The organism is Nonomuraea sp. NPDC048916 (assembly GCF_040649575.1).
GTDB lineage: Bacteria > Actinomycetota > Actinomycetes > Streptosporangiales > Streptosporangiaceae > Nonomuraea.
On the sequence record NZ_JBEZFS010000004.1, the window covers coordinates 164,660 to 188,034 of the forward strand.

The following is a 23,375-nucleotide window of genomic DNA, read 5'->3' on the forward strand; positions in this document are numbered from 1 at the left end:
CGGGAGGCATCTCCATGACCGACCTGTCACTTCCGCCGTTCTCGACCCGGCACATCGGCCCCTCGGAGTCCGAGCGGCGGCGCATGCTCGAGACCGTGGGCTTCGAATCGGTCGCCGACCTGGTGGCCGTGGCCGTGCCCGAGGGCATCAGGACGAAGGACCGGCTGCTGCTGCCCCCCGCGGCGAGCGAGCACGAGGCCATCGCCGAGCTGCGCGCCCTGGCCGATCGCAACCGCGTCCAGACCTCCATGATCGGCCTGGGCTACCACGACACCATCACGCCCGCGGTCATCCGCCGCAATCTGCTGGAGAACCCCGGCTGGTACACCGCCTACACGCCCTACCAGCCCGAGATCTCGCAGGGCCGTCTCGAGGCGCTGCTGAACTTCCAGACCGTGGTGACCGACCTGACCGGCCTCGACGTGGCGGGCGCCTCGCTGCTCGACGAGAGCACCGCCGCCGCCGAGGCCATGACGCTGGCCCGCCGGGCCGGCCGGTCCAAGAGCGTCGTGTTCGTCGTCGACGCCGACGCGCTGCCGCAGACCAAGGCGGTGCTGGCCACCCGCGCCGAGCCGCTCGGCATCACGCTCGTCGAACACCCCCTCGACGGCGACCTGCCCGAGTGCTTCGGGGTGCTCGTGCAGTATCCGGGCGCCTCCGGCCGGCTGCGCGACTTCCGCTCGCTCGCCGCCGCCGCGCACGCCTCGGGCGCCCTCGTCGTGGCCGCCGCCGACCTGCTGGCGCTCACCCTGCTCGCCGCGCCGGGCGAGCTCGGCGCCGACATCGCCATCGGCTCCTCCCAGCGTTTCGGCGTTCCGTTCGGCTTCGGCGGCCCGCACGCCGCGTACATGGCCGTGCGCGAGGGGTTGCAGCGGCAGATGCCCGGCCGCCTGGTGGGCGTCTCGGTCGACGCCGACGGCGGGCCCGCCTACCGGCTGGCCCTGCAGACCCGTGAGCAGCACATCCGCCGCGAGAAGGCGACCAGCAACATCTGCACCGCCCAGGTGCTGCTCGCCGTCATCGCCGGGATGTACGCCGTCTACCACGGCCCCGACGGGCTGCGCCGCATCGCCTCCCGGGTGCACCGGCACGCCGCCGTGCTGGCCGAGGGGCTGCGCCGGGGCGGCGTCGAGGTCGTGCACGGCGAGTTCTTCGACACCGTGCTGGCCCGCGTGCCCGGCCGTGCCGACGACGTCGTCCGCCGGGCCGCCGAGCGCGGCGTCAACCTGTGGCGGGCCGACGCCGACCACGTCTCCGTCGCCTGTGACGAGAAGACCACGACCGCCGAGATCCGACAGGTCCTCATGGCCTTCGGCGAGGCGCTCGGCCACGAGGCCGCCATCCGGGCCGAGCTCGCGGAGCTCGACGGCCTGGCCGCCGGCGCCGGGGTTGACAGGCTGCCCGGCTCGCTGGCGCGCGAGTCCGGCTACCTCACCCACCCGGTCTTCCACAGCCACCGCTCCGAGACCGCGATGCTGCGCTATCTGCGCAGGCTCCAGGACAAGGACATCGCGCTCGACCGGTCGATGATCCCGCTCGGCTCGTGCACGATGAAGCTCAACGCGACCACCGAGATGGAGCCCATCACCTGGCCTGAGTTCGCCGCGATCCACCCCTACGCGCCCGAGGAGCAGGCCGCCGGCTACCTCGAGCTGATCAGGACGCTGGAGGGCTGGCTGGCCGAGCTCACCGGCTACGACGCGGTCTCCATCCAGCCCAACGCGGGCTCCCAGGGCGAGTTCGCCGGGCTCCTGGCCATCCGCGCCTACCACCGGGCGGGCGGCGACACCGGGCGCGACGTGTGCCTCATCCCGTCGTCGGCGCACGGCACCAACGCGGCCAGCGCCGTCATGGCCGGCATGCGGGTCGTCGTCGTGGCCTGTGACTCCGACGGCAACATCGACCTGGCCGACCTCGACGCCAAGATCGCCGAGCACGGCTCCCGGCTGGCGGCCATCATGGTCACCTACCCGTCCACGCACGGCGTCTACGAGGAGACCATCACCGAGATCTGCGCCAAGGTGCACGACGCCGGCGGCCAGGTCTACGTCGACGGGGCCAACCTCAACGCGCTCGTCGGGCTGGCCAAGCCGGGGCAGTTCGGCGCCGACGTGTCCCACCTCAACCTGCACAAGACGTTCTGCATCCCGCACGGCGGCGGTGGTCCCGGCGTCGGCCCGGTCGCCGTCCGCGGCCACCTGGCCGCCTACCTGCCCGGCCACCCCCTGCGCGACGGCTCGCCGGTCGGCCCGGTGTCCGCCGCCCCCTACGGCTCGGCCGGCATCCTGCCGATCTCCTGGGCGTACATCAGGATGATGGGCGGCGACGGCCTCACCGAGGCGACCGAGCAGGCCATCCTGTCGGCCAACTACCTGGCCCGGCGGCTCGCCCCCCACTACCCGGTGCTCTACACCGGGCGCGGCGGGCTGGTGGCCCACGAGTGCATCGTCGACCTGCGCCAGATCACCAAGGAGACCGGCGTCACCGTCGACGACGTGGCCAAGCGGCTGATCGACTACGGGTTCCACGCGCCCACCATGTCGTTCCCCGTCGCCGGGACCCTGATGATCGAGCCCACCGAGAGCGAGGACCTGGCCGAGCTCGACCGGTTCGCCGACGCGATGATCGCCATCCGGGGCGAGATCTCACGGGTCGCGTCCGGCGACTACGACAAGACCGACAACCCGCTGCGCAACGCGCCGCACACCGCCGAGGCCGTCTCCTCCGACGAGTGGGCCCACCCCTACTCCCGCACCGAGGCGGCCTACCCGGTGCGCTCGCTGCGCGACGGCAAGTACTGGGTTCCGGTACGCCGCATCGACCAGGCCTACGGCGACCGCAACCTGGTGTGCTCCTGCCCTCCGCTGGAGGCGTACGAGGACTGACCTCCGCTCCGCCCGCGGCCCTTCCCCGTTTCGACGGGGGAGGGCCGTCTCGCGTACCGGTCCGGGAGTGTCAAGCGGGCAGACATGATCAGCCGGAGTCGTTAGGCTCGGTGCGATCCCCGCCGAAGGAGCTCTCTTGACGTCTTCCGAGCTGGAGACCTCGCCTCTCGACACCGCCCGCCGCCTGGCCGAGGACGGCGACCTGGAGGGGGCCGCGGCCATCCTCGCCGAGCTCGCCGCCGACCCCGACGGGCCTGACAGGGCGCAGGCGGCCGTCGGTCTCGCCGTGGTGCTGGAGGAGCGCGGCGACGTCGAGGGCGCCCGCGCCGCGGCGCGGACCGCGCTGGCCACCGGCCATCCCGAGTTCGCCGCCCAGGCGGCCTGCCACCTGGCGCAGGGGTTCGAACGCGAAGGGCGGGCCGAGCAGGCCAGGGGCGCGTGGCAGGCGGTGCTCGGCGTCGGCACCCCCGCCTACGTCCCGCTGGCCCACCTCGCGCTGGCCCGGCTCGCCACGGAGGCCGAGGACTACGACGAGGCCGAGAGCGCGCTGCGCTCGGCCGTCGAGGGCGGCGGCGGGGAGCTGCACGCGCACGCCACGCAGCAGCTCGCCGACCTCCTGCTGGAGCGAGGGGAGCCCGGAGCGGCGGCTGAGGTGCTGCTGGACGCCCTGGAGACCGCTCCGGGTGACTCGGTGGCCCGGCTGCGGGTGCAGCTCGGCATCGCGCACCTGGAGCTCGCCTGCGCGGAGTTCGCCCAGGCGGTCGACGACGGCGGCGACGCCGCCACCAGCGGCCTCGCCATCGAGCTGCTGGCCCGTACGCTGCCGCTGCGCGGGCGGCTCGACGACGCCGACCGGGTCTGGGCCTACGGGCTCGACCACGAGGACGAGGCGCTCGCCACCGAGGTCCGCCTCCGCCACGGCCGCGGCACCTGACCCCCACCCACCCCGCCCACCCCACCTGGAACGTCCTCGCGGTGAGCTCCGTCGCCGTGCTGTGGGGGCTGCTCGTCCGGTCGCCCCAGGCCGCCGGGGGCTTGAGCGCCGCCGCCTGGCTCGCGGGCGCGGGGGTCGTCGCCGTGCCCATCGCCGCCGTGCTCTTTCGGCGCCGCACCACCGCGTAGCCGCCGGGGCCGGGTCAATCGCGGCGCATGATGGCCATAGCGGCGGCGACGTTGATGACCGCGATGGCGATCCAGGTGATGGCGAGGCCCATGAGGCCGGCGTTGATCGAGGAGATGGCGGTCAGCGGGATGCCGATGCCCATCGAGCCCAGCGCGACCGGGATCATGGCGGCGCCGTTGCTCTTGGGCCGGCGCGGGTGCGGGCCGTGACGGTGCAGCTCGGCGCTCACGCGGGCTGCGATCGTCGCGTCGAGTCGTTCGGCGAACGAGTCGACCAGCGCCGCCTCGTAGTCGGGGCCGAGGTCGCGGCGGGCGTCGAGCGTCGCCTGAAGATCCTCGCGGATGGGGCGGTAGTCCGGCATGACGTCCATCATCCCCGCCGCCGGGCACGCCGTCATCCCACCTGAGGGCCATCATGGCCTCCTCCCGAAGTACGGTGCTGCCTTGACGTCCTCCCCTCCCTGAAGTGAAGGGAGGGGATCCCCGCCCTCACGGGCGAGTTTTCCTGTTTCACTGCCGGTCGCCTGCCCGAAAGGATCTCCGTTGAGGTCTTACACCAGCTCCGCAGGCGTTTCAGCTCTCCGCCAGCCCGGCGGCGAGGATGTTCTTAGCGGCGTTGACGTCCCGGTCGTGGGATGCGCCGCAGGCGCACACCCAGGTCCGGACGTTCAGCGGCATGGCTTGCTGGATCGCACCGCATGCCGAACACAGCTTGGAGGAGGGGAACCAGCGGTCCACGACCACGAGTTGCCGCCCGTACCAGGCCGACTTGTACTCCAGCATGCACCGAAACTCCCGCCAGGACGCATCCGAGATGGCGCGGTACTTGTAGGCCCGCTTCGCGATCTGCGCCACGCCGCACACCGTACGGCAAGATCAGTCAAATATCGAATGAGTGTTCGATTTTGCCGTATTGTTCCGGCTTTCCTCCTCGCCCTGAAGGGCGGGGCCTCCAGCCTCAAGGAGATTCGATGAAGGTTGTGACGCCGCGCGGTCCGGCGACGGTCGAGGTCGACGAGGCGGAGCGGCCCCGGCTGCTGCTGGTGCTGACCCATGGGTCGGCCGGGGGAGTGGGCGCGCCCGACCTGCTGGCGGTGCGTGACGCGGCGCTGGGCGTGGGCGCGAGCGTGGCCCGGGTGACGCAGCCGTTCAGGCTGGCGGGGGCCCGGGCGCCCGGCTCGGCCGCCCGGCAGGACGAGGCGTGGGGCGTGGTGCTCGGCGAGCTGCGGGCCCGGTGGCCGGGGCTGCCGCTGGTGCAGGGCGGGCGGAGCAACGGCGCCAGGGTCGCCTGCCGCACCGCGCGGGCCGTCGGCGCGGTCGCGGTGGTGGCGCTCGCCTTCCCCCTGCATCCGCCGGGCAGGCCGGAACGTTCCAGAGCCGACGAGCTGCGAAACGCGGGAGTGGACGTGCTCGTGGTCAACGGGGACCGGGATCCGTTCGGTGTGCCCGAGGCGGCCGACGCGGCGCGGCTGGTCGTGCTGCCCGGAGAGGGGCACGATCTGAAGAAGGACCCCGCCCGGGTGGGCGAGGTGGTAGCGGAATGGATCGTCCGTTACGTGTGAATCAGGCGGCGCCCACCACAGGCCGGTGGGGGGCGATGGCGGTGCCGCCAGGCAGAAGCTCCCCGGTGTCCTCGAACAGGACTACGCCGTTGCAGAGAAGGCTCCACCCCTGCTCGGGGTGGCTCGCGAGGGTGCGTGCGGCCTCACGGTCGGGCGCCTCGGCAGACGGACAGGCCGGGTCGTGCGGGCACATCGGCGTGCCTCCGATATCTCGTGGACGGCTCCCGCGTTGCAAGGACGGGAGCGACTTGGTTCGGTCGTTGTAGCAAGTGTGAGGCGTATGTCACACGATCGGACATAGTCCGTTAGGACTGTTAGAGGAGGATGCGCGATCGTGTGACCTTCGACACAGCGTGCCTTATGCAGGATAACGGTCCAAGCTCGACACGCCCACTAGGTTCGCAACCCCCGGAGCAACGCCTCCAGCCCGCGCTCGAAGTCGACGTCGGCCCGTTCGTCGCGCCTGGTCCACTCGTCGACCTCCGGATCGGCCCAGCCCGACTGCTGCACCTCGACCGCGACGCTGCCGAAGACGAAGGCGCGCAGCGCGCGCACGGCCTCGGCCGCGTCGTCCAGGCCCCCGTCGGCGAGTTGCTCCGTCTGCTCCCTGATGGCGACGGCGGTGCCGCCCTTGGGGGGTTTGGTCAGGGCCAGCGCGAGCACACCGGGATGGTCGCGCAGCAGCTCGCGGCCCGCCCTGCACCACGCCCTGGCGGTGTCCTGCCAGGTGGCCGCCTGCTCGGCGTGGACCGCCGTCACGTGCTCGGCCAGCGCGTCCATCAGCGCCTCCTTGCCCCTCGGCAGGTGGTGGTAGATGGCCATCGCCTCGACCTGGAGGGCGTCGCCGAGTCTGCGCATGGTGAGCCGGCGCAGCCCCTGGGTGTCGGCGATGTGCAGCGCGGCTTCGATGATGCGCTCACGGGACAGGGGGACGGGCGGTCTCTTGGCGGGCATGGAGATCATCTTACTATGTAAAGGACGTCGCGCCGGTCCGATTACTGGGCGTGTCGCCGGACGGCGTACCCTGGTCGCGGTAATGAGCCGTTGGGCGAAGGGGCAGAGTCGATGGCGTTTTTCCGTCCGCGGGTGAGCCGCGAGGCCGAGGTCCGCTACCACGCGGACCTGGAGATCTCCAAGAGCTACCCCGAGCTGCTGGAGAAGGCGAGGCAGGTCGAGCAGGTCCTGCGCGAGCTGCGGGCAGGCGACGCCGACGAGGTCGAGCTGCGCGGCGCGGGGCTGGCGTTCGACAGGGCGCTGACTGAGGCGCTGCGGGCCGCCGAGGCCGGGCAGCGGGCCACGTTCGGAGTCGCGTCCTACGACGACCGCATCGCCCGCCGCAAGGCCAGGGCGACGCCCGCCGGGGCCATGTGGACCGCCGAGGTGGAGCGGCTGCGCACGCTGCGCGAGGACAACCGGCTGTCGGGCGTCCCGCGGGTGCCCTACCTGGTGCCGTCCTTCTAGCGACCGGAAAAGAGGAAAGCCCCGGCCTGGTGGCCGGGGCTTTCTCGCGGGTCAGCTGGCCCAGTCGAGCAGCGGGCGGGTGTTGCTTGGGTGGCGCAGCTTGGACAGCGACTCCTTCTCGAGCTGGCGGATGCGCTCGCGGGTCAGGCCGAGGTGCTTGCCGATCTCGTCGAGCGTGTGCGGCTTGCCGTCCACCAGGCCGAAACGCAGAGCCATGATCTTCGACTCGCGGGGCGAGAGGTTGTCGAGCACGCCGCGCAGCTGGTCGCCCAGCAGCTGGCGGTCGACGATCTCCGACGCCTCGGGCGAGTCGACGTCCTCGATGAGGTCGCCGATGGTGGTCTCGCCGTCCTCGCCGATCGTCGCGTTCAGCGAGATGGGCTGGCGGCTGGTGCGCAGCAGCTCCTCGATCTGGTCGGGCGTCTTGTCCAGCTCGACGGCGAGCTCTTCGGGAGTGGGCTCGCGGCCCAGCCGCTGGTGCATGTCGCGCTCGATGCGCGACAGCTTGGACAGCATCTCCAGCACGTGCACCGGCAGCCGGATGGTGCGGGCGGAGTCGGCGAAGCCGCGCTGGATGGCCTGTCTGATCCACCACATGGCGTACGTGGAGAACTTGAAGCCCTTGGTGTAGTCGAACTTCTCCACCGCCCGGATGAGGCCCAGGTTGCCCTCCTGGACCACGTCGAGCAGCGACATGCCGCGGTCGGTGTATTTCTTGGCGACCGAGACGACGAGCCGGAGGTTGGCCTCCAGCATGTGGTTCTTGGCCTCCTTGCCGTCCGCGGCGACCATCCGCAGGTCCTCGCGGTCGGCCAGGGACAGGTCGGTGCCGGTCTCCAGCTTGTACTCCGCGTACAGGCCGGCCTCGATCCGCCTGGCCAGCTCGACCTCCTGGGCGGCGGTCAGCAGGGTCCGGCGGCCGATCGACTTGAGGTAGGTGTGCACCGAGTCGCCCATGACCGACTGGTTGTCGTCGAGGTCGATGCTCTCGCTCTCCAGCTCGGCCTCCTCGGCGTTCATGGCGGCCACGTCGGGCTCGGCCTCGTCGGCGGTCTTGCCGGAGACGTCGCCCTGGGGAGGGACCTGTGGCTCGTTCTTGGCGCCGGTGGAGCGGGAGCCGGTAGACTTCGCCTTGGTCGTCCGCTTGGTGGTGGTCTTCCTGGTGGTCTTCTTCGCGGGCGTGCCTGGAGACGGCTCGTCCTCCGCGGCCAGGCTGACGCCGGCGTCGGTCAGCTCGCGCAGGATCGACCGGCCGTCGGCGGGGCTGATCCCGGCCTCGGCGAACGCGCCACGCAGCTCCGTCAGGGAGAGGTGACCCTGTGCTCGCCCTCGGTCAAGGAGCTGGTCGAGGGTCGCGGGCGGGGTCGCCACGGCGGATCGGGGCATGAGGACACCTCCTCCATACGGATTAGAAGCGAGTCAGGCAGTTGTGGTGGGGCGGCCCGGCCGCTCAGCGCACCAGTATCAATAACGCCCTATAGTCTGATTTGTTCCCACGGAAATGAAAAAGGGGGCGGACCGCCCGAAGGCGACCCACCCCTCAGAGTCTACTCCCCGATGACTATCTCACCGGGCTTGACCTCGGGCATCGGCATGGGCTGGGCGTCTTCCAGGCGGTCCTCGGTCCAGTAGTCGCTGACCGCGTCAGGGTCGGGGTTGACCTCCTTCGACACCACGACGTCGTCGCTCGGCGCGGGGGAGGAGGTCAGCTCCGTCAGCTGGTCGGACACGGGCCCGCCGGAGGGTGACGCCTTCTCGACCACTGCTCTGGTCTCCTTGCCGACCTGTTCGAGCCTGCCCGCCGAGGCGGCAGCCGCGATCGAGACGCCGCCGACGACGATCACGCCGACGACCGCCGCGGATGCCCACATCTTGCGGGACTGGTTCATGAAGGCTCCCTTCGTGCGCTCCTCACCACTATGACGCATTCGCGATCCGTCAGGTTCCTGACCTTAGCCGTACGAGATCGGTCTTGCCGTTGGGGAGCAGGGGCAACCGGGATGTCAGCCGGAGCTCGCGCGGCGCGGCGTAGGCCGGCAGGCGGTCGCTGGAGTAGGCGCGCAGCTGGGAGAGCGTGGGCGGGGTGGCGGGATCGGCGGGCACTACGACGGCGACGACGACCTCGCCCCATTCGGGGTGGGGCCGCCCCACCACGGCCACGTCGGCGACCGCGGGATGCTCGCCCAGGACGCCCGCGACCGCGCCGGCCACCACCTTCTCGCCGCCGGTGTTGATGACGTCGTCGGCGCGCCCGAGCACCCGCAGCCGGCCCGCGTGCAGCTCGCCCAGGTCGGAGGTGACGAACCAGCCGCCGTCGAGGGGGGCCCGCTCGCCGGAGCGGTAGCCGGAGAACAGCACGGGGCCGGCGATGCGGATCAGCCCGTCGTCGCCGACTTTCAGATCTACATTGTAAAGGGGCTGGCCGTCGTACACGCAGCCGCCACAGGTCTCGCTCATGCCGTAGGTCGTGACCACCCGCGCGCCTAGCTCGCGGGCCTCGGCCAGCAGGCCGGGGCGCGGGGCGGCGCCGCCGAGCAGGATCGTCCGGAACACCGACAGGTCGGCGCCCAGCTCGACGAGCCGGTGCAGCTGCGTGGGCACCAGCGACACATGGTCGGCGCCCGAGTCGAGCACCCGCCGGGGGTCGAACCGAGGGTGGACGACCGGCTCGGTCTCGCTCAGCAGGGCGCGGACCAGCACCTGCAGCCCGGACACGTGGGAAGGCGGCAGGCAGCACAGCCAGCGCTCGCCCTTGGCCGCCTCGAGCCGCCGCAGCGACGCCGCGGCCGAGGCGCGCAGCGCGGTCGCCGAGAGCTGCACGCCCTTGGGGGCGCCCGTGCTGCCGCTGGTGGCGATCACCACGGCCACGTCGGCGGGCACGCCCTCGCCGCCGGCCCGGCGGACGCCGTCGACGTGGGTGGGGCGCAGGGTGTCGAGCGCGGCCCCGGCGTGATCGGGGGAGAGGGGCAGGATCGCCGGCCCTTCGCCGGACAAGGCATCGCGGATCGCCGCGAACAGCTCGGCACCGGGCGGCTGCACAACGGCATGCAACGGACGATCCGGATGCGACGGCTTGCTCGGCATGCTCGTAAGGTTAGTGGCGACAAGGTCGGACAGAGGCGCTGGGAGGGTCGTGACGCGTTCTCCCGTGGTCTTCCGGATTCCGATGCGCACGCGCTTCCGGGGGCAGATCGTCAGGGAAGGGCTCCTGCTCCACGGTCCGGCCGGGTGGGGCGAGTTCTCGCCGTTCCCCGAGTACGGCCCGCGCGAGTGCGCCCGCTGGCTGGCCTGCGCCCGCGAGGCCGCCTTCGAAGGCTGGCCGGCGCCGGTGCGCGACAGTGTCCCGGTCAACACGACCGTGCCCGCCGTCGGCCCCGAACAGGCCTTCGACCTGGTGCGGGGCTCAGGCTGCGGCACGGCCAAGGTCAAGGTGGCCGAGCGGGGCCAGAGCTTCGCCGACGACCTGGCCAGGGTGGAGGCGGTGCGTGACGCGCTCGGCCCCTCGGGGCGGCTCCGCGTCGACGCCAACGGCGCCTGGGACGTCGGCCAGGCGGTGCGGCGGCTGAAGGAGCTCGACCGCTTCGACCTCGAATACGCCGAGCAGCCGTGCGCCACGCTCGACGAGCTGGCGGCGGTGCGGCGGGCCTGCGACGTGCCGATCGCCGCCGACGAGTCCATCCGGCGGGCCGAGGATCCGTTGCGGGTCAGGGCCGCGGAGGCGGCCGACATCGCCGTGGTCAAGGTGCAGCCGCTCGGCGGGGTGCGGGAGGCGCTGCGCGTGGTCGAGGCGTGCGGGCTGCCCGCCGTGGTGTCGAGCGCCGTGGAGACCTCCGTGGGGCTGGCCGCGGGGGTCGCGCTGGCCGCCGCGCTGCCCGAGTTGCCCTACGCGTGCGGGCTCGGCACGATGTCGCTGCTGTCGGGAGACGTCGTGGCCGACTCCCTGATGCCCGTGGACGGGCGGCTGGCCGTACGGCGTCCTGACGTAAATTATGAGCATTTGTCGGCATTTGAGATCGAATCTCCGTCGTGGCTTCGCCGGATGCAGGAGGCGTCACTGTGAACCCCGCTACCGCGCTGGCCACGGTTCTGGTCGATGAGCTGGTGCGCTGCGGCCTGACCGACGTCGTGCTGGCCCCGGGCTCGCGCTCGGCCCCGCTCGCGCTGGCGCTGCACGCCGAGTCGCGGGTGCGGCTGCACGTGCGCATCGACGAGCGGTCGGCGTCGTTCCTGGCGCTCGGGCTGGCCCGGCGTTCCGAGCGGCCGGTCGCGCTGATCTGCTCCTCCGGCACGGCCACCGCCAACTTCCACCCCGCCGTCATCGAGGCCGCCGAGTCGGGCGTGCCGCTGCTGGTGCTCACCGCCGACCGCCCGCCCGAGCTGCGCGGCACCGGCGCCAACCAGACGATCGACCAGATCAAGATGTACGGCCCGGCCATCCGCTGGTTCGCCGAGGTCGGCGTGCCCGAGGAGCGGCCGGGGCAGGTGGCCTACTGGCGTTCGCTGGCCTGCCGCGCCTACCAGCGCGCCCTGGGGCCCGCCGGAGCCGGTCCCGTGCACCTCAACCTGGCCTTCCGCGAGCCGCTGATCCCCGACGGCGACACCAAGTGGTGCGAGCCGCTCGACGGGGCCGAGAGCGGCCCCTGGGTGCGCACCCGGGTCGCGCCCCCGCCCGTCGCCCTGCACCTCCCGCCGACCAGGCGCGGCGTGCTCGTGGTCGGCGACGGCGCGGCCAACGTCCGCCGCTACGTCGCCGCCGCCGGGATGGCCGGCTGGCCGGTGCTGTCGGAGCCGAACGGCGGCGGACGCTACGGCGACCATGCCGTCTCCACCTACCACTACCTGCTGGGCACCCCCGAGTTCGCCGACGCCCACGAGCCCGACGTGGTGGTCACGCTCGGCCGCCCCGGCCTCTCACGGCCGCTGCTGTCGTGGCTCAGGCGGGCCGGCGAGCACATCGTGGTGGCCACCGACCTCGACCGCTGGCCCGACCCCACCCGTTCGGCCACCCAGGTGGCGCAGGCGGTGGAGATCCCCGTGGCGTCGGGCGACGACAGCTGGCTGCACGCCTGGCGCCAGGCCGACCTCGCCGCCCGGACGGCCGTGGACGAGCTGCTCGACATGTCGGGGACGACCGAGCCCCGGCTGGCCCGTGACCTGGTGGAGGCGCTGCCCAACGGGGCCCTGCTGTTCGCCGGCTCCTCGATGCCCATCCGCGACCTCGACCAGGCGATGCGGCCCCGGCGCGGGCTGCGGCTGCTGGCCAACCGGGGAGCCTCGGGCATCGACGGCGCGGTTTCGACGGCCATGGGGGCGGCGCTCGCGCACAACGGGCCGTCCTTCGCGCTCATGGGAGACCTGTCGTTCCTGCACGACCAGAACGGCCTCATCCTGGGCCCCCGCGAGCCCCGGCCCGACCTGTGCCTGGTGGTGGTCAACAACGACGGGGGCGGGATCTTCTCGCTGCTGCCGCAGGCGGGGGTCCGCGACCCGTTCGAGCGGGTCTTCGGCACGCCGCACGGGGTGGACCTCGGCTACGTGGCCGCCTCGACCGGCACCCCTTACACCCGGGTGGAGGAGATCACGGAGCTGCCCAAGGCGCTGAGAGGCGAGGGGCCGCGCGTGGTGGAGGTCCGCACCGACCGGGAGGCGAACGCCGACCTGCACGCCCGGCTGCGCGACGCCGCCCAGGCGGCGGTCCGCGCGGCGGCGGGCTGAGCCCCCCGGCCGGCGGCTCCACGACGCCCCACCGGGACGGCGATGGGGACACCCGGCCGTGATCCCGGCTGTCCGCGGGGCATGCCGGGATAATGGCCCACCCGGTTGTGGCGGGCCGGCGACCGGGCACTGGCCTGGATCGAGCTGCCCCGGAGCGCGGTGTGGGTCTCAGCGCTCGATGAGGGTGACTTCCAGGGAGTAGTGGGAGGCCCGGTAGACGTGTGAGCCGTGCTCGACCGCCCTGCCCTGGTCGTCGTAGGTGGTGCGGATCATGGTGAGCAGGGGGGCGCCGCGCCGCTCGTCCAGCAGCCTGGCCTCCGCCTGGGTGGCCGCCCGGGCGCCGATGCGCTGGTTGGCGACCCGCATCCGCACGCCCGCCCCGCGCAGCAGCTCGTACAGGCCGCGGCCCTCGAGGTCGGCGGAGGTGAGCTGGGCGAGCCCGAGCGGCAGCCAGTTGTGCAGCAGGGCGAGCGGCTCGCCGGCCGCGAAGCGGAGGCGTTCGAGGTAGAGCACCTCGGTGCCGGGCTCGACGCCGAGGATGGGGGCGATCTCCTCCTCGACGGGGCGCGCCTCCAGGCTGAGGACCTGGGTGGCGGGCTCCTGGCCCGCGCGGCGCAGGTCGTCGTAGAGGCTGGTCAGCTCGACCGAGCGTTTGACCTGGCCGTGCACCACCTGGGTGCCGACGCCTCGCTTGCGCACCAGCAGCCCTTTGTCGACGAGGTACTGGATGGCCTGGCGGATCGTGGGCCGTGACAGGCCCAGTTTGTCGGCGAGCAGGATCTCGTTGTCCAGCCGGGACCCGGGCACCAGGTCCCCTCGCCGGATCGCCTCGGCGATCTGCTCGGCCACCTGGAAATAGAGCGGCACGGGGCTGGATCGGTCCAGGTCGATCGCCAGGTTCGCGGTCATGCTGATCAGATTAACCGAGGTCAGAATGTCCTGACAAATATGACCACGAACCGCGACTTCCCTGACCGGGTGACCCGGCGATGACGGGCGGCCGGGGAGCGGGCCGACCTCCCCGGTCACCTGGTCAGGCCCGGCCGACGAGCGAGGGCAGCTGCGCGAGCGAGGTGATGCGGGGGAACCCGGCGGGCGCCGGCCGGGTGCCGTGGCGGTCGAGCCAGACCGAGCGCATCCCGGTGACCGCCGGGCCCGTCACGTCCTTGTCCACGTCGTCGCCCACCAGCAGCACCTCCTCGGGGGCGAGGCCGAGCGCCGCGGCCGCGCCGGTGTAGCTGGCGGCCAGCGGCTTGAAGGAGCCGAGCACCTCGCCGGTCAGCACCGGCCCGACCAGCCCGCCGAGCCCGATCGCCCGGACCTTCGCCTCCTGCATCTCCTGCGTGCCGTTGGTGAGCACCCCCAGCCGGAACCCGTCGAGGGCCGCCACCGCCCGCGCCGCGTCGGGGTAGGCGACCCAGCCGCGCCGGTAGTGCTCGACGAAGGCGGCGAACGCCGCGTCGAGGTCGCCCGGCACGGTGATCTCGATCTCCAGGCAGAACTCGCGGATGCGGCGGCGGCGTTGGTCCTCCCACGAGCACTCACCGCGCTGCCACGCCGCCAGATGGGGCTCCTCCAGCGCCGTCCACACCCCGGCCGCCTCGTCCAGCCGGGGATGGCCCGGCGCCCGGCCGGACATCCAGGCGGTGATCGCGGTGTTGGCGGCCGCGCGGTGGTCGAGCAGGGTGCCGTCGAGGTCGAACAGGATGCCTCTGGTCACCGTCCCATACTGCCAGCCGCGTCGGCGAGGATGCGGGCCGCGGTCTCGTGCGGCGGGTAGCCGAGGGTGAGCCCGCGCACGGACCGCGGCGACCGCCTGAACTCCCGCCGCGACGCCCCGCAGAGCACGTAGCGCAGGGCCGGGGAGCACGCCCGCAGCGAGCGCAGCGCCGCCACCTCCGGCTCGGCCAGCTCGTCGGGCAGCGCCTCCTGGTAGTCGGCGATCAGCGCGTCGACGTCGAACAGCCGCCCGTAGGGCTCCACCGCTCCCGCGACCACGCGGATCAGCCCGTCGGTGACGGCCTCGGCCCGGTAGACCAGGGCCGTGCCGCCGCTCTCGGCGATCCACCGCAGCGCCTCGCCGGCCGGCAGCGTGAACGTGCCGTAGGGCTTGCGGCCGTACAGCAGCGCCTCGGCGATCCACCGGTCGCACCACCACTCGTCGAGGTAGGGGGTGGGCGCCCCGGGATCGGCCGACAGCCCCTGGGCCAGCACCGGGTTCCAGGCCGACACCAGCGGGCTGCTGAAGCGCGGCATGCGCGGGCCGCCCCAGTGGCTGAGCGCGTAGCCGTACCAGATCGTCACGACCTCCGAGCGCCCGCCCGGACGGATCCGCTCGTAGACGCCGTTCATCACCTGGCCCTCGGGGTGGCGCCACGGCCCGGGGCGGACGCCCTCACACGTGGGAACCGGAGGAGTCCGGTAGTCCGGGTGCAGCGTCCACCTGTAGGCCACGGCTTCCGCCCTTCGTGGTCGGCGTCTGCATTAGGCTGCCTTGATCGCAAGATGACATCGTGCATCACAAGGTCAAAAACGTGCAACATTGCTGGTCAAGTCGGAGTTTTCGTTCATCGTCCTCTTTCATCCACGATGGTGGCGGCACGCATGCATTCGATCTCGGTGGCGGCCCGGCTCGCGGCTCTGCGGCGAGCCCGCGGCCTGTCCATGAAGGCCGCCGCGCGGGCGGCCGGGCTCAACACGTCGACGATCTACCGCATCGAGCACGGCCTCGTCGCGGCGCGCGAGTCGACCACCCGGACCCTGCTGGAGCTGTACGGCGTGCCCGACCGGTTGCAGCAGGCGCACGTGCTCTCGCTGTTGCGGGGCGAGCGGGCGCCGGGCTGGTTCGACACGCCCGAGGTGCCGCTCGGGCTGGCCGCGTTCGCCGCGCAGGAGGACCACGCCGCGGTCATCTACACCTACGGACCGCAGTGCGTGCCGCCGCTGCTGCAGACCCGCGCCTACGCCGAGGCCGCCGTGCGCGCGGCCCGGCGGCCCGGCGCCCCGCCCGAGCGGATCGACGACGGAGCGGGCCTCGTCATGCGCAGGCAACGGCTGCTCGAACGGGCCGGCGGACCGCACCTGTGGGCCGTCCTCGACCGCAAGGCGATCGAGGACCCGCCGCTGCCCCGGCCGGAGGACCGGCTGGAGCAGCTCGACGCGCTCGCCCTGGCCTCCAAGCAGCCGAACGTCGCCGTGCAGGTGGCCCGGCCCGCCGCCGAGACCGGTCACCTCTACCAGGGCCCGCCGTTCACGCTGCTGCGCTTCCCGGAGCGCGATCGGCCCGACCTGCTCGTTCTCCACCTGCTCTGCGGGCCGCTGCTGATCGACGACCCGCGCCAGGCCGAGGAGCACCACCAGGCGTTCGCGCGGCTGTCGCTGGCGTCCTTCCGGGCCGACTTCACCCCCGACGTCCTGAGCGACGTCCGGGCGGCCCTCTACGCCTGACCGGCGGGATGCCGGCCGTGAGGCCCTCCGGATGAGCGAGCGGACCGGCGCCGGCGCGGGCCGCGCGCCGCTCGCCCACCACCGGCACGCCGTTCACTGGGCCTTGCGGTAGTCTCCGGCCCGCCGCACATGCTCGATCATGAGGTGTTCGGCGGCCGAGCCGTCGGACGCCGCCAGGGCGGCCAGGATCCGCTCGTGCGCCCGCAGTTGGAGCCCGACCTGGTCGCGGTCGAGCCAGAGTGAGGCCTCGGCGGGCACCGGGAAGCTGTTGCGCACCGCCCTGGCGTGCTGGCCGAGGAAGGCGGGGCCGCCGATGTCGGCGATGCGCAGGTGGAAGTGCCTGCTCTGCTCGCCGAGCCGGTCGTATCTGCCCTGCCGGGCGTCCTCGGCCATCGAGGCGTGCAGCTCGCGCAGCCAGTCGAGCTCGGCGGCGGTGATCCGGGCGGCGGCCAGCCGGGCGCCCAGGCCCTCGACCACGGCGCGCAGGCCGTAGAACTCCTCCAGCGCGTCGTCGCCCAGATCGACCACGGTCGCGCCGTGGTGCGCCTCGTAGCTGATCAGCCGGTCCTTCTCGAGCCGTCTCAGCGCCTCGCGGACGGGGGTCACCGAGACCCCGAGCCGCCGGGCGAGCGCACCGGCCCGCAGCGCCGTCCCGCCGGGGATCCTGGCCGTGCGGATCTCGTCGAGCAGCACGGTGTAGACGTAGTCGGCCTTGCTCATCGGCGGCCGGGGCTCGTTGGTCGGCATGGTGTCCAGTGTCCCGCATGTCCGGGATTGACCTATGACATATTTCTTATAAGTTACATACTCATGATGAGTCTCGCCGGCCTCCGGGTCATCGACGCCGCGACCTTGTTCGCCGGTCCGTCCGCCGCGATGATGCTCGGCGACTTCGGCGCCGACGTGATCAAGATCGAGCACCCCCGGCGCGGCGACCCCTCGCGCGGGCACGGCGCCGCCGTCGACGGGGTGGGGCTGTGGTGGAAGACGCTGGCCCGCAACAAGCGCGCCGCCGCGGTCGACCTGTCGCGCGCCGAGGGCCAGGAGATCCTGCGCCGCCTGGCCGGGCGCTCCGACGTGCTGATCGAGAACTTCCGCCCCGGCACGCTGGAACGCTGGGGGCTGGCGCCCGAGGACCTGCTGGAGCTCAACCCCCGGCTGATCGTGGGGCGGATGACCGGATTCGGGCAGTTCGGCCCGATGGCCAGGCGGCCGGGGTTCGGCACGCTGGCCGAGGCCATGAGCGGGTTCGCGGCCATGACCGGCCAGCCCGACGGCCCGCCCACGCTGCCACCGCTCGCCCTGGCCGACGGCATCGCCGGGCTGGCGATGTCGTACGCGATCATGGTGGCGCTGCGGGCCCGCGAGGCGACCGGCCGCGGCCAGGTCGTCGACCTGGCGATCATCGAGCCCATCCTCGGTCTGCTCGGCCCGCAGATGACCGCCTACCGGGCGCTCGGCGTGGTGCCCGAGCGCACCGGCAACCGGTCCAGCAGCAACGCGCCCCGCAACACCTACCGCACCCGCGACGGCCGCTGGCTGGCGATCTCCACCAGCGCCCAGCCCATCGCCGAGCGGGTCGTCACCCTCGTCGGCCGGCCGGACCTGGTCGGGCAGCCGTGGTTCGCCACCGGCGCCGGCCGCGTGCGGCACGCCGACGAGCTCGACGGGGCCGTCGCCGGCTGGATCGCCGAGCGTGACGCCGACGAGGTCATCGCCCGCTTCGAGGAGGCCGAGGCCGCGGTCGCCCCCATCTACGACGTGAGCGACATCGCCAAGGATCCGCAGTACGCCGCCCTGGACACCTTCATCGAGCTGCCCGACGAGGAGCTCGGCGAGGTCACCGTGCAGAACGTGCTGTTCCGCCTGTCGGACACGCCCGGCGAGGTGCGCTGGCCCGGCCGCAGCCTCGGCCACGACACCGACGAGGTGCTCGGCGAGCTGTCCTACGGCCCGGCGGAGATCGCCGAGCTGCGCGAGCAGGGAGTCGTGGCGTGACCGCGCCCGCCGGCCGGGTGCCCGTCACCTGGCTCTACGTTCCCGGTGACCGGCCCGAGCGGTTCGCCAAGGCCGCCGGCTCCGGCGCGGACGTGGTGATCATCGACCTGGAGGACGCCGTGGTGCCCGCGCGCAAGGACGAGGCCCGGGCCAACGCGGCCGCCTTCCTGCGCGACCGTGCCGGCCGGGAGGGGGTGGCGGTGCACGTGCGGGTCAACGACCTGGCCACGCCGCGGGGGCTCGCGGACCTGGCCGAGCTCGGCGGGCTGCCCGGCCTCGACGCGGTCCGGCTGCCGAAGGTCGAGTCGGCGGGGAGCCTCGGCGCGCTGGAGGGCGTGCGGGTGCCCGTGCACGCGCTGCTGGAGTCGGCCGCGGGCGTCGTGCGCGCGGCCGAGATCGCCGCGCATCCGCGGGTCGCCGGGGTCGCGCTCGGCGAGCAGGACCTGGCCGCCGAGCTGTCGGTCACCGCTGAGTCCGCGATGAACCAGATCAGGCTGAACGTCGTGCTCGCCGCGGCCGCCGCGAGCCTGCCGCCCGTGCCCATGTCCGTCTACCCGGATGTGCGGGACGAGGAGGGCCTGCTCGCCTCGTGCGCGGCGGGACGCGGGCTCGGCATGTTCGGCGGGACCGCGATCCACCCCCGCCAGCTCCCGGTGATCAGGAGGGCGTTCACCCCCACCGAGGAGGAGACGGCCCGGGCCGCCGAGATCGTCGAGGCCGCCGAAGCGGCCGAGCGGGACGGCAGGGGAGCCGTCGCCCTGCCCGACGGGCGTTTCGTGGACGCGCCGATCGTGGCCAGGGCGCGGCGTACGGTCGCCCTGGCCGAGCGGCTCGGCGCCGGATAGCCGCCGGAGAGACGGGGTCACGGAGCCCAGCGGGTCTGCAGTTCGTCGTCCTCGGGCGGTGGTCCGGGCAGCGGGCGGTGGGCGGCCGGCAGCCGCAGCGAGTCGAGCACCAGGGCGAGGTAGCGGTGCCGCAACTCCGCGGTCCGCTCCTCGTCGCCCAGTTTGACCGAGGCGAGCTGCTCGAACAGCAGCGCGATGTCGGCGACCGTCACGTCCGGCCGCAGCACGCCGGCCGCCACGGCCCGCGCGTGGACCTGAACGGCCAGGTCGGAGGCCCGGGCGGAGTCGTGGTAGAGCTCCTCGGTGGGCTGGAAGGTGCCGGCGAGGCTGATCGTCAGGGAGCTGGTGTCGGCGTCGACGATCCCGCGCATGTAGCCGGCGAACGCCTCCCACGGATCCCCCCGGTCGGCGAGCGCTCGCTCCGTGACCGTGACGTAGAGTTTGAGGCCGTCTCCGCAGAGTTTCTGCAACAGCGCCTCCTTGCTCGGATATCGGCGGTAAAGTGCGCTGATCCCCACGCCTGCCCGCTCGGCCACGGCCGCGATCGGGGCGCCGGGATCGGCGGTGAAGACCGCTCGCGCCGCCTGGAGGATCAGCTCGTCGTTACGCGCGGCCTGCGCCTTGCGGCCGCTCATGGGTGCAGTCGTCATACCGATCAGCATATCGGAACATACAATTCCGTTCTGTGTGCTGAGGATGCCGCCGGACGTCTCTATGTCCTGACGTCACGATGAAACCTGATCGAAATGTCGCCATTAGTCCGCATGTCTATACAAAGAAGGGGCATTGGGGTAGACCTAGGGCGAGCCCGTTGGTCTTGGAGGTATCCGATGAGACATACCCCGATCGTGCTGGCCCTGCTGGGCGCGCTGACGCTGGCCGGCTGCTCCTCCTCGGGAGAACCCGCCGCCGAGAGCGCGTCGCCGGCCGGCCCGGCCTCGGCGAATGCGGCCACTTTCGCCGTCATCACCCACGGCGCGCCCGGCGACGCCTTCTGGGACGTGGTCAAGAACGGCGCGGAGGCCGCCGGCAAGCAGTACGGCGCCACGGTCACCTACCAGGGCGACGGCGACCCGGGCAGGCAGTCGCAGCTCATCGACCAGGCGGTGTCGGAGAAGGTGGACGGCATCGTGATCTCCCTGGCCAACCCCGACGCGCTCAAGGAAGCCGTCGGCAAGGCCGTCGCCGCCAAGATCCCGGTAGTGACGATCAACTCCGGGGCCGACTCCTCCAAGGCGCTCGGCGCGATCACCCACGTCGGCCAGTCCGAGGACGTGGCCGGGCGGGGCGCCGGCGAGCAGCTCAAGGCCGCGGGCGTCACCAAGCTCCTGTGCGTGATCCACGAGGCCGGCAACATCGGCCTCGACCAACGGTGCAAGGGCGCCGAGCAGGGACTCGGCGGCACGGTCGAGCGGCTGCAGGTCGACGTGAGCAACCTGGCCGACGTGACGTCCAAGGTCACCGCCAAGCTGCAGTCGGACAAGCAGGTCAACGGCGTGCTCGCGCTCAACCCGGCGATCGCCGTGGCCGCCAGGGACGCCATCAAGGACTCGGGATCGCAGGCCAGGCTCGCCACCTTCGACCTGTCGGCCGACGTGGTGAGCGCGATCAAGGACGGCGACGTCCTGTTCGCCGTGGACCAGCAGCAATACCTTCAGGGCTGGCTGCCCATCACGTTCCTGCACCTGTACAAGGCCAACCTCAACACCGTCGGCGGCGGCCTGCCGGTCAACACCGGGCCCGGCTTCGTCACCAAGGAGACCGCCGACCAGGTGGCCAAGCTGGCCGAGGCGGGCACGCGATGAGCGGTGCCGGAGAGGCGGCGTGACCGGCGTCGCCGGGCGGGCCGACGAACGGGTCGCGGGCGTCGGCCTGCTGCGCCGGCTGCTGATCCGGCCCGAGCTGGGCGCGGTCGTCGGGCTGATCGTGGTCTTCGCGTTCTTCGCGAGCCAGTCGGAGGTCTTCCGCTCGCTCGACGGCGTCGCCAACTGGCTCGACCCGGCCGCGACCCTCGGCATCATGGCGGTCGCCATCGCGCTGCTGATGATCGGCGGGGAGTTCGACCTGTCGGCCGGCGTGCTCACCGGCACCACCGGGCTCATCCTCGTCACGCTGGCCACCCGCTACGGCTTCGACGTGTGGACGGCGATGCTCGTGGGGCTCGTCGTGGCGCTGGCCGTCGGGTTCCTCAACGGCCTGATCGTGACCAGGACCAGGCTGCCCAGCTTCATCGTCACGCTCGGCACGTTCCTCATGCTGCAGGGCCTCAACCTCGGCGTCACCAAGGCGCTGACCGGCACCGTGCAGGTCAGCGGGCTGCGCAGGGCCTCGGGCTACGAGGAGGCCCGCACGATCTTCGCGGGGAGCGTGGAGATCGGCGGCACCTCCTTCCGGGTGGCGATCCTGTGGTGGCTGCTGGTCACCGCCGTGGCCACCTGGGTGCTGATGCGCTCCAGGGCCGGCAACTGGATCTTCGCGGTCGGCGGCAACGAGCAGGCCGCCCGGGCGGTCGGCGTGCCCGCCGCCCGCACCAAGATCGCGCTGTTCATGACGACCGCGTTCGCGGCCTGGCTGGTCGGCTCGATCCTGGCGCTGCGCTACACGTCCGTGCAGGCCAACATCGGCATCGGGCAGGAGTTCATCTACATCATCGCCGCCGTCATCGGCGGCTGCCTGCTCACCGGCGGGTACGGCTCCGCGATCGGGGCCGCGATCGGCGCGGTCATCTTCGGCATGGCCGACAAGGGCATCGTCTTCCTCGGCTGGGACGCCGACTGGTTCAAGTTCTTCCTGGGCGCCATGCTGCTGCTGGCCACGCTCGCCAACCGGCTGGTAAGGCGCTACGCGGAGGAGGTGAAGCATTGATCATCGAAACGCGGGCCATCGGCAAGACCTTCGGCTCGGTGCTGGCGCTGCGCGAGGTGTCGATGGGCGTCGAGGAGGGGCAGGTCACCTGCGTGCTCGGCGACAACGGCGCGGGCAAGTCGACACTCATCAAGATCCTCGCCGGGGTGCACCAGCACGACTCCGGCACGTTCCTGGTCGACGGCGCCGAGGTGAGGTTCGCCAGCCCCCGTGAGGCGCTGGACCGCGGGATCGCCACCGTCTACCAGGACCTGGCGATGATCCCGCTGATGTCGGTGTGGCGTAACTTCTTCCTCGGCTCCGAGCCGCGCAAGGGCCTGGCCTTCGACGTGGCCAAGGCCAGGAGGGTCGCCCGCGAGGAGCTGCGCGCGATGGGCATCGACATCCGCGACGTCGACCAGCCGGTCGGCACGCTGTCGGGCGGCGAGCGGCAGTCGGTGGCGATCGCGCGGGCCGTCCACTTCGGCGCCCGGGTGCTGATCCTCGACGAGCCCACCTCGGCGCTGGGCGTCAAGCAGGCGGGTGTGGTGCTGCGCTACATCGCCAGGGCCCGCGACCGCGGCCTCGGGGTCGTGTTCATCACCCACAACCCCCACCATGCCTACCCGGTGGGAGACCGGTTCCTGCTGCTCAACCGGGGGACGAGCCTCGGCGAGTACGGCAAGGCCGACATCACCCGGCAGGAGCTCACGGCGCTGATGGCCGGGGGAGCGGAGCTGGAGGAGCTGGAGCACGAGCTGCGGCGCGAGCTCTAGCCGGGCTGCCTGCCGGCGGCGGCGAGCGGCAGCACGACGTGGTCGACGATCCGGCGGGCCAGCTCGGAGTTCACCGCCTCGCCGCTGGCCACCGCGCGGAAGAACAGCGTGGCCGGCCCCACCTCCCAGAGCAGGTCGGTGTCGGCGCTGCTGGACAACTCGCCCCTCTCCCAGGCCCGCTCGAACACCGCCAGGACGATGCGGCGGCGGGCCGCGACGTAGTGGTGCTCCATGGCCACCGCCAGCTCGGGGTTGTGGCGCGTCTCGCCGACCAGGCCCGCGATGACGTCGCCGAGGCGTATCAGCTCGTCGAGCAGTGACTCCATCAGGGCGAGCAGGTCGCCGCGCAGCTCCCCGGTGTCGGGCGCGCTCGGCGGCGCCGACACCGCCTTGACGAACGCGGCCACCACCAGGTCGGCCTTGGTCGGCCAGCGGCGATACACGGTCTGCCGGCCGGCCTTCGCGCGCGCCGCGACGGCGTCGACGGTCAACCGGTCGTAGCCGCTCTCGCGCAGAACGTCGAGCACCGCGCCGAGCAGTTCCGCCTCACGCGCGGCCCCTCCTCGCAGGGGCGTCACCGACATGACTCCCACAGTAAGCCTCAGATCGGTCTATCTGTGAAGACAAAACGTGAATCTACGCGGTAAAGGCAGACCGTAATTAGCGCCATGCCTCGAGGACAGGCGCCCGGGACACGAAATGACCTGCGGTTATGCTGAA

Annotated in this window: 26 protein-coding genes; 13 read left to right on the plus strand and 13 right to left on the minus strand. The window is 72.4% G+C overall.

Features of this window, described 5'->3' with window-relative positions:
• Positions 1 to 14 precede the first annotated feature (14 nt).
• From gcvP to AB0C16_RS05330, 3 genes are all read left to right on the plus strand, one after another.
• Positions 15 to 2,885, plus strand: coding sequence for an aminomethyl-transferring glycine dehydrogenase (gene gcvP / locus AB0C16_RS05320; RefSeq protein WP_357679100.1), 2,871 nt, complete (start codon positions 15 to 17; stop codon positions 2,883 to 2,885).
• Positions 2,886 to 3,021: 136 nt separating this feature from the next.
• Positions 3,022 to 3,819, plus strand: a complete 798-nt coding sequence (locus AB0C16_RS05325; protein ID WP_357679102.1) for a tetratricopeptide repeat protein — start codon at positions 3,022 to 3,024, stop codon at positions 3,817 to 3,819.
• Between the two features lie 41 nt (positions 3,820 to 3,860).
• On the plus strand, positions 3,861 to 4,007 hold the full coding sequence (locus AB0C16_RS05330; RefSeq protein WP_357679104.1) for a hypothetical protein: 147 nt from the start codon (positions 3,861 to 3,863) through the stop codon (positions 4,005 to 4,007).
• A 14-nt stretch (positions 4,008 to 4,021) separates the two neighbouring features.
• On the opposite strand, the gene AB0C16_RS05335 is transcribed toward AB0C16_RS05330, so the two are convergent.
• Positions 4,022 to 4,369, minus strand: a complete 348-nt coding sequence (locus tag AB0C16_RS05335; RefSeq protein WP_357679106.1) for a hypothetical protein — start codon at positions 4,367 to 4,369, stop codon at positions 4,022 to 4,024.
• A gap of 211 nt (positions 4,370 to 4,580) precedes the next feature.
• The gene (locus tag AB0C16_RS05340; RefSeq protein WP_357679108.1) at positions 4,581 to 4,862 is read right to left on the minus strand and encodes a zinc ribbon domain-containing protein; all 282 of its coding nucleotides are present in this window, start codon (positions 4,860 to 4,862) and stop codon (positions 4,581 to 4,583) included.
• 116 nt (positions 4,863 to 4,978) lie between these two features.
• Here AB0C16_RS05340 and AB0C16_RS05345 point away from each other — a divergent pair, with 116 nt between their 5' ends.
• Positions 4,979 to 5,569 carry an alpha/beta family hydrolase gene (locus tag AB0C16_RS05345; protein WP_357679110.1) on the plus strand — a complete coding sequence of 197 codons (591 nt, stop codon included), beginning with the start codon at positions 4,979 to 4,981 and terminating at the stop codon, positions 5,567 to 5,569.
• Between the two features lies 1 nt (position 5,570).
• On the opposite strand, the gene AB0C16_RS05350 is transcribed toward AB0C16_RS05345, so the two are convergent.
• Together AB0C16_RS05350 and AB0C16_RS05355 are read right to left on the minus strand one after the other, a co-directional pair.
• A complete protein-coding gene (locus tag AB0C16_RS05350) occupies positions 5,571 to 5,762 on the minus strand; it encodes a DUF5999 family protein (RefSeq protein ID WP_189122866.1) in 192 nt (63 codons plus the stop codon).
• Between the two features lie 200 nt (positions 5,763 to 5,962).
• A complete protein-coding gene (locus tag AB0C16_RS05355; RefSeq protein WP_357679112.1) occupies positions 5,963 to 6,523 on the minus strand; it encodes a TetR/AcrR family transcriptional regulator C-terminal domain-containing protein in 561 nt (186 codons plus the stop codon).
• 111 nt (positions 6,524 to 6,634) lie between these two features.
• Here AB0C16_RS05355 and AB0C16_RS05360 point away from each other — a divergent pair, with 111 nt between their 5' ends.
• Entirely contained in the window at positions 6,635 to 7,030 is a 396-nt protein-coding gene (locus AB0C16_RS05360; RefSeq protein WP_357679114.1) for a hypothetical protein, read from the plus strand.
• A 51-nt stretch (positions 7,031 to 7,081) separates the two neighbouring features.
• On the opposite strand, the gene AB0C16_RS05365 is transcribed toward AB0C16_RS05360, so the two are convergent.
• From AB0C16_RS05365 to AB0C16_RS05375, 3 genes are all read right to left on the minus strand, one after another.
• Positions 7,082 to 8,416 (minus strand): RNA polymerase sigma factor, encoded by a 1,335-nt coding sequence (locus AB0C16_RS05365; RefSeq protein ID WP_357679115.1) that lies wholly within the window; start codon positions 8,414 to 8,416, stop codon positions 7,082 to 7,084.
• A 161-nt stretch (positions 8,417 to 8,577) separates the two neighbouring features.
• Positions 8,578 to 8,919, minus strand: coding sequence for a hypothetical protein (locus AB0C16_RS05370; RefSeq protein ID WP_357679116.1), 342 nt, complete (start codon positions 8,917 to 8,919; stop codon positions 8,578 to 8,580).
• A gap of 49 nt (positions 8,920 to 8,968) precedes the next feature.
• On the minus strand, positions 8,969 to 10,069 hold the full coding sequence (locus tag AB0C16_RS05375) for an AMP-binding protein (RefSeq protein ID WP_357679117.1): 1,101 nt from the start codon (positions 10,067 to 10,069) through the stop codon (positions 8,969 to 8,971).
• Positions 10,070 to 10,163: 94 nt separating this feature from the next.
• Between AB0C16_RS05375 and AB0C16_RS05380 the strand changes: the two genes are divergently transcribed.
• Together AB0C16_RS05380 and menD are read left to right on the plus strand one after the other, a co-directional pair.
• Entirely contained in the window at positions 10,164 to 11,090 is a 927-nt protein-coding gene (locus tag AB0C16_RS05380; RefSeq protein ID WP_357679118.1) for an o-succinylbenzoate synthase, read from the plus strand.
• Complete coding sequence (gene menD / locus AB0C16_RS05385; RefSeq protein ID WP_357679120.1) at positions 11,087 to 12,745, plus strand: 2-succinyl-5-enolpyruvyl-6-hydroxy-3-cyclohexene-1-carboxylic-acid synthase; 1,659 nt, start codon at positions 11,087 to 11,089, stop codon at positions 12,743 to 12,745. The genes AB0C16_RS05380 and menD overlap by 4 nt, the downstream gene beginning before the upstream one ends.
• A 168-nt stretch (positions 12,746 to 12,913) precedes the next feature.
• Here menD and AB0C16_RS05390 read toward each other — a convergent pair whose 3' ends face one another.
• From AB0C16_RS05390 to AB0C16_RS05400, 3 genes are all read right to left on the minus strand, one after another.
• A complete protein-coding gene (locus AB0C16_RS05390; RefSeq protein ID WP_357679122.1) occupies positions 12,914 to 13,654 on the minus strand; it encodes a GntR family transcriptional regulator in 741 nt (246 codons plus the stop codon).
• Between the two features lie 124 nt (positions 13,655 to 13,778).
• Positions 13,779 to 14,465 carry an HAD family hydrolase gene (locus tag AB0C16_RS05395; RefSeq protein WP_357679127.1) on the minus strand — a complete coding sequence of 229 codons (687 nt, stop codon included), beginning with the start codon at positions 14,463 to 14,465 and terminating at the stop codon, positions 13,779 to 13,781.
• Positions 14,462 to 15,199: a hypothetical protein gene (locus AB0C16_RS05400; RefSeq protein ID WP_357679129.1), complete on the minus strand. Its 738-nt coding sequence runs from the start codon at positions 15,197 to 15,199 to the stop codon at positions 14,462 to 14,464. The genes AB0C16_RS05395 and AB0C16_RS05400 overlap by 4 nt, the downstream gene beginning before the upstream one ends.
• A gap of 150 nt (positions 15,200 to 15,349) precedes the next feature.
• Here AB0C16_RS05400 and AB0C16_RS05405 point away from each other — a divergent pair, with 150 nt between their 5' ends.
• Positions 15,350 to 16,192, plus strand: coding sequence for a helix-turn-helix transcriptional regulator (locus AB0C16_RS05405; protein WP_357679131.1), 843 nt, complete (start codon positions 15,350 to 15,352; stop codon positions 16,190 to 16,192).
• A gap of 93 nt (positions 16,193 to 16,285) precedes the next feature.
• Here the strand turns inward: AB0C16_RS05405 and AB0C16_RS05410 are convergent, their stop codons facing one another.
• Complete coding sequence (locus AB0C16_RS05410; protein WP_357679133.1) at positions 16,286 to 16,939, minus strand: GntR family transcriptional regulator; 654 nt, start codon at positions 16,937 to 16,939, stop codon at positions 16,286 to 16,288.
• 63 nt (positions 16,940 to 17,002) lie between these two features.
• Here AB0C16_RS05410 and AB0C16_RS05415 point away from each other — a divergent pair, with 63 nt between their 5' ends.
• On the plus strand, positions 17,003 to 18,190 hold the full coding sequence (locus tag AB0C16_RS05415; protein ID WP_357679135.1) for a CoA transferase: 1,188 nt from the start codon (positions 17,003 to 17,005) through the stop codon (positions 18,188 to 18,190).
• Positions 18,187 to 19,035, plus strand: coding sequence for a CoA ester lyase (locus AB0C16_RS05420; RefSeq protein ID WP_357679137.1), 849 nt, complete (start codon positions 18,187 to 18,189; stop codon positions 19,033 to 19,035). The genes AB0C16_RS05415 and AB0C16_RS05420 overlap by 4 nt, the downstream gene beginning before the upstream one ends.
• Positions 19,036 to 19,052: 17 nt before the next feature.
• Here the strand turns inward: AB0C16_RS05420 and AB0C16_RS05425 are convergent, their stop codons facing one another.
• Positions 19,053 to 19,685 carry a TetR/AcrR family transcriptional regulator gene (locus tag AB0C16_RS05425; RefSeq protein ID WP_357679139.1) on the minus strand — a complete coding sequence of 211 codons (633 nt, stop codon included), beginning with the start codon at positions 19,683 to 19,685 and terminating at the stop codon, positions 19,053 to 19,055.
• Positions 19,686 to 19,865: 180 nt separating this feature from the next.
• Here AB0C16_RS05425 and AB0C16_RS05430 point away from each other — a divergent pair, with 180 nt between their 5' ends.
• From AB0C16_RS05430 to AB0C16_RS05440, 3 genes are read left to right on the plus strand one after another with little or no spacing between them, the layout of a single operon-like run.
• The gene (locus AB0C16_RS05430; RefSeq protein WP_357679141.1) at positions 19,866 to 20,840 is read left to right on the plus strand and encodes a sugar ABC transporter substrate-binding protein; all 975 of its coding nucleotides are present in this window, start codon (positions 19,866 to 19,868) and stop codon (positions 20,838 to 20,840) included.
• A 19-nt stretch (positions 20,841 to 20,859) separates the two neighbouring features.
• Complete coding sequence (locus AB0C16_RS05435) at positions 20,860 to 21,900, plus strand: ABC transporter permease (RefSeq protein WP_357679143.1); 1,041 nt, start codon at positions 20,860 to 20,862, stop codon at positions 21,898 to 21,900.
• Positions 21,897 to 22,655, plus strand: coding sequence for an ATP-binding cassette domain-containing protein (locus AB0C16_RS05440; protein ID WP_357679147.1), 759 nt, complete (start codon positions 21,897 to 21,899; stop codon positions 22,653 to 22,655). Before AB0C16_RS05435 ends, AB0C16_RS05440 begins: the two co-directional genes overlap by 4 nt.
• Here the strand turns inward: AB0C16_RS05440 and AB0C16_RS05445 are convergent.
• On the minus strand, positions 22,652 to 23,239 hold the full coding sequence (locus AB0C16_RS05445) for a TetR/AcrR family transcriptional regulator (protein ID WP_357679149.1): 588 nt from the start codon (positions 23,237 to 23,239) through the stop codon (positions 22,652 to 22,654). The genes AB0C16_RS05440 and AB0C16_RS05445 overlap by 4 nt on opposite strands.
• Positions 23,240 to 23,375: the final 136 nt, after the last annotated feature.